Genomic DNA, 4,954 nt, shown 5'->3' on the forward strand with positions numbered 1-4,954 from the left:
GGTTTTTATGTTGGGAATGACGATATTCTGTTTTCGGTTATTTTTCAGTACGTTCCTGATAAAGATGCTGAAATCGAACAAATTAATGAGGTTAACCGTAGTATATATAGAAAAATGCTTTCAGACGGTGAGTATTATTTCCATGGATTTGACATTATGGTTAACGGTAGTAAAAGGTTTGTTTTACGGTATAACAGCGGAAATATTGATGTAACCGAAAAAGAATTGCGTGCTGCGGTGAACTATATTAAAAAGTTGGGGAAGGAGATAGCTCATGAATAAGTTGGATCTTGTAAGGCAATATTTAGATAGTGAAAAAATCACTGGCACTAAAATTTTCTATGGGAGTTGTATTGAATCACATTCAGACGCAAAAGATGTTGATGTATGCGTAATAACGAATCAAACTGTAGACGAGGATTTTTACCATAGATATAAAAAATTTCTGATAGAAAACAATATTGTAATTGACGAAGAAGTAAGATATGAAGATAAGTTGCTTTTGAGTGCGAGCAAAATAAGCAACGCCATCAAGAATTATGTGAATCAGCCGGAATGTTTTGACTTAGAAGCCGACTATCCTCAAGTTGTAGATAGATTGGTTGTCAACATCTTGACAACCAAAGTGAAAGTATTTGATGATAATGGCGTATACGACGAATATAGCTATCAAGCTTGGGAAGAAGTACTGAAGAAGTTTACTAGTTTGGGAGGAAATACTTTTTCTGACTTTACAAAACTATTTCAAATCAACCAGAATTACAAGTCATTTTGGGGATATTCACCGAAAGTCGTTGATGACTTGTTCAATAGATTTTATCGCTACCATTCAAGCAATAGGGCAATTCGACTGTTAAAAGAGAATGTGATTAAACATCCGCAAAGAATTGCCGTATTTTCAGAAAATAGGAATCTTACTTACGAAGAATTAGACAAATTATCGGATAATATTGCCAACAAGCTGCTCGAATTTAATTCAGACTATGTTGTTGTGAATTATCCGCACACATATGAACTGTTGCCAATAGTTTACGGAATTTTAAAAGCCGGTAAAATTTATATCCCTGTTGACAACACCAGCCCACTTACTGAAATTGAGCCTATTCGCAAAAAATTTAAAGACAGTATCTACATTAGCGAAAATGCTTCTGACCTCGCAGTTTCAAAAGCACTTGGCATGGAACACAGGCTACTTGATTACTCAGAAAATGAACTGGCTTACATAATCCATACTTCCGGCACAACGGGAGTTCCTAAAGGGGTATGTGTGACCAAAAATAACTTGAATTACATATTGGAAGCATGCCAGTATATTGCGCCAGTAAGTAGTAGAGATTGCTACCTATTTTCGACAAGAGATACCTTCGACGTTTCAATAACTGAAATTTTTGGCTTCTTATATAACGGCGGAAGCGTGTGCGTCTATTCCGCTAAAAACAAGGACTTTTATAAAGAATTTCCTGATTTGATTGAGAAATTCGGCATTACCCATGTTGCGTTGTCTCCTTCTGTATTGGGACTTTTGCTAAAGCTGGCTGATCAAGAAGATCTTCGAAAAATTGATAAGTTGAAGTACTTATTAGTGGCCGGTGAAGAGTTTAAATATGAACTCCTAAAGCTGGTTTTAAAAGATTTGAAAAAAGTCAACGTCTATAACGTATATGGCCCAACAGAAACAACCGTTTACGCCACGTACTTCAATGTAAGGAATACCCCTAAAAAACTGCAAAAAGTTCCAATTGGAGAAAATCTGCCTGGGGTTAAAACTATGCTGGTTAAAGATGAATTGCTGATAGGCGGGAAAGGGGTATCTGCAGGTTACTTCAACAATGCTGAACAAACTGATCAGAAGTTTGAAAAAATTGACGGAGAAGTATTCTACCATACGGGTGACATTGTCGAAAAACAAGATTCTTTGCTCGTGTACCGCGACAGAAAAGACAGTCAGGTTCAAATTCATGGCATTCGAGTAGAATTAGGAGATATCAGAGCAAATATATCTAACATTATTGATGATCCGACACGGGACATTGAAGTAGTTTTTTATAGTGATTCCCTGATTCTCTTTTATACGGGCACAAAAATTAGTGATTTGAGAACAATGCTGGAAAAGCATATGGTATCTTACAAGATTCCTTCTAAATATATCAATGTCAAGGGATTTCCATTAACTTCAAGTGGGAAGGTAGACCGGAAAAAGCTTTTAAGCGGGATGAAGGAGTCATCTATCAGCAGCAACGATTCCAAGAAAAGCGGCATAGGCATATATAATACCGTGAAACACATAGCAGAGTCAGTAATGAATCAAACAGTAGGTTCAGAAGAAAATCTTTTAGACATTGGTTTAGACTCTCTGCGCTCAGTTGAATTGGTATTGGAATTAGAAAAAAGGCTTAACATCGATTTAAGCGCTTTTAATATCTACATGTCCCCAACGGTTGACAAGATAGCTTCATTTATAGAAAACATGACGACATCACCTGCTTCTAAAGCAGACAAGGAACTGTTTAGAGAAAATGAAATAAAGAATATTCCTATAACTAGGAAGGTGGAGTATACGTATCCTGCTTTTTTCTATGCTAGGATATACAATTCCTTGGGCTTTAATAGTCAGTTAACGGGAAAGATTTATCTTGGAAAAGATTCAATCAGCTATGAGGAAATCTATCATAAACTTTCTAAGGTAGAAGTATTTAAATCAGTTTTGTCAGAAGATCTGAATACTTTTAAGGTTTTGGACACGCCTGTAAATATTTCCAAATATGAAGTTGCTGATGCCAGAATAGATATTTCAAAAACTTTGAGTGACTTGGTCAAAACAAGTATTGAGAATGGCGGATTATTGTATAAATTTGTTCTGCTTGAAGATGAAAATGAGTCTGTTCTCCATTACTCCATTGACCATAGCATTTGTGATTCATCATCATTGGATGCATTGGAACGATACATTCTTGGCATATATGACTCAAGCCAAACTTACTCGTCGTATATTGAAGAGGTCTATTCCAGAAACCATCTGGAAGAAATTTTAAAAGAGCTAGCTAAGTTTGAGCAACAGGATGACCGTAAGGTAGCGGAAACTTTTAAGCGGCTTGGAGATCGGGTTAATTTTGTCAGCCTCACATATTTGAACAATGATACTAAAAATGTATATGCTGAAATTTTGCTGTACTTAAGAGACAAACTCTTGAACAAATTTGCTTTGAATGATGTCAAAGTTAATCTGATCTACAATATTCGGAAGTTTCAAGAAAAACTGGACTTCACCACAACGATTGGCGACTTGCACCTGGGGTTGACGTATAGCTTAACTACTGATGATGATATCGATGAGCAGTTGACCGAAACAATAGCTTTTTATCAAAAAAACATGTTTAACCCTAAAGCTGTAGGCTACAAGCATTTTCCAAATCTAAATTCAGATGAGGAAAGAATTGTGAGATGTTTTGATGATACAGTTTATGTTTCGATAGATTATCTTGGGGTCGTTTCGCGCAAGGAATTTAATACAATCAAGCAGTCAGCAATTGAAACAAATACCGAAATTAAAAAGCTGAACGGAAGCAAATTAAATATAACGGCCTACATTGTTGATAATTGTTTGGAATTGATCATGTCCAAGGCGCTTGATTAGCAGCAAGATACTAAGAAAGGGGCTCTGGAATGAAAGCAGAGAACAAAAATATCAGCCTATTGGTAAGCAGCAGAACGATCTCTAAAATAGGCGATGTTATGTTTGACTTTGCCAACAATACTTTTTTAGCAGGAATTAATCCAAATTCCCTGTTTCTGGTAGGCATTTACCAGTCACTGGAAAGCTTAATCGGCATTTTCCTTAATCTATTTGGTGGTGTGGTTGCAGATAGCTTTAACCGAAAAAGAATTGTCATCGCGACTGACTTTTTAAGTGGTCTGGCTTGTATTTTGCTATCTTTCATTACTAAAGAAAAATGGCTAATCTATGCCATTGTCGTAACCAACATTATTTTAGCCATTATGAGTTCATTTTCTGGGCCAGCTTATAAAGCCGTAACTAAGGAAGTTGTAAGAGAAGAGCAGATCTCTCGTTTAAACTCTTTGTTAGAAACAAGCAGTACGATAGTAAAAGTTACAGTACCAATGATCGCGGTATTTTTGTACAAAATACTTAAAGTGCACGGGGTGCTGCTGCTAGATGGAATAAGCTTTATGCTTGCGGCCTTGTTGGTTCACTTTATCACTCCAGTAAAGGAAGATCCGGCTGTAAATAACAAAGTTACTGTTCGAAGCGTGATGAATGATATGCTGCTAGGCTTTAAATATATTTTTGACCATAAACAGATCGCAATTATCATTCTCTTGTCAGCTCTAGTGAATTTCATGCTTGCAGCTTACAATCTATTACTGCCTTATAGCAACCAAATGTTTAGTGGCATGCCTAAGGGAATGTACGGGATGTTTTTAACGGCGGAAGCTATTGGTGGATTACTTGGAGCAGTTTTGAGTGGCTTTCTCAATAAAAAAATGTCCAGCATGTGGTTAATGTGCTTTTTGGGCGGGTCAGGGCTTGCACTCGCCTTGGCGCCAATTTTATACTTTTATTCACACAACCAGATTATCGTTTCATTATCCCCCGCGCTTTTTAATCTGCTTCTGACAATTTTTAACATCCAATTTTTTTCAATTGTGCAAAGAGAGGTAGACAACCAATTCCTTGGAAGGGTTTTTGGAATTGTCTTTACCGTAGCCGTTCTTTTTATGCCAATCGGCACATGGATTTTCTCTATTGTCTTGCAACCGAAAAATTCACTTAATTTCCTGTTTGTTGGACTGATGATTGCTGCTTTATCGGTACTTTTTGCTCTTCTTTTAAAAAAGTATGCGGTAGAAAATAACTAACTATGTAACCCCCGGGATTAGGACCCTAATTTCGGGGGTATTTTCATGCCTAAAAACGCTGGGAAACTAGCACTTA

Annotated in this window: 2 protein-coding genes and 1 pseudogene; all 3 read left to right on the forward strand. The window is 36.7% G+C overall.

Annotation, left to right across the window (positions count from 1 at the left end; translation table 11 throughout):
• A pseudogene (locus tag ACLUXO_RS09945) lies at positions 1-282 on the forward strand (pyridoxal phosphate-dependent decarboxylase family protein); the annotation flags it as partial.
• Positions 275-3,634: a non-ribosomal peptide synthetase gene (locus ACLUXO_RS09950; RefSeq protein ID WP_412137414.1), complete on the forward strand. Its 3,360-nt coding sequence runs from the start codon at positions 275-277 to the stop codon at positions 3,632-3,634. The pseudogene ACLUXO_RS09945 and the gene ACLUXO_RS09950, both read left to right, overlap by 8 nt.
• A 29-nt stretch (positions 3,635-3,663) precedes the next feature.
• Entirely contained in the window at positions 3,664-4,878 is a 1,215-nt protein-coding gene (locus tag ACLUXO_RS09955; RefSeq protein ID WP_412137415.1) for an MFS transporter, read from the forward strand.
• Positions 4,879-4,954: the final 76 nt, after the last annotated feature.

The organism is Lactobacillus delbrueckii subsp. bulgaricus (assembly GCF_046938665.1).
GTDB classification, from domain to species: Bacteria; Bacillota; Bacilli; order Lactobacillales; family Lactobacillaceae; genus Lactobacillus; species Lactobacillus delbrueckii_C.

Bases quoted from the DNA above. Each gene is read 5' to 3' on its own strand.
- ACLUXO_RS09950 (WP_412137414.1), top strand. From the start codon at position 275: ATGAATAAGTTGGATCTTGTAAGGCAATATTTAGATAGTGAAAAAATC.
- ACLUXO_RS09955 (WP_412137415.1), top strand. From the start codon at position 3,664: ATGAAAGCAGAGAACAAAAATATCAGCCTATTGGTAAGCAGCAGAACG.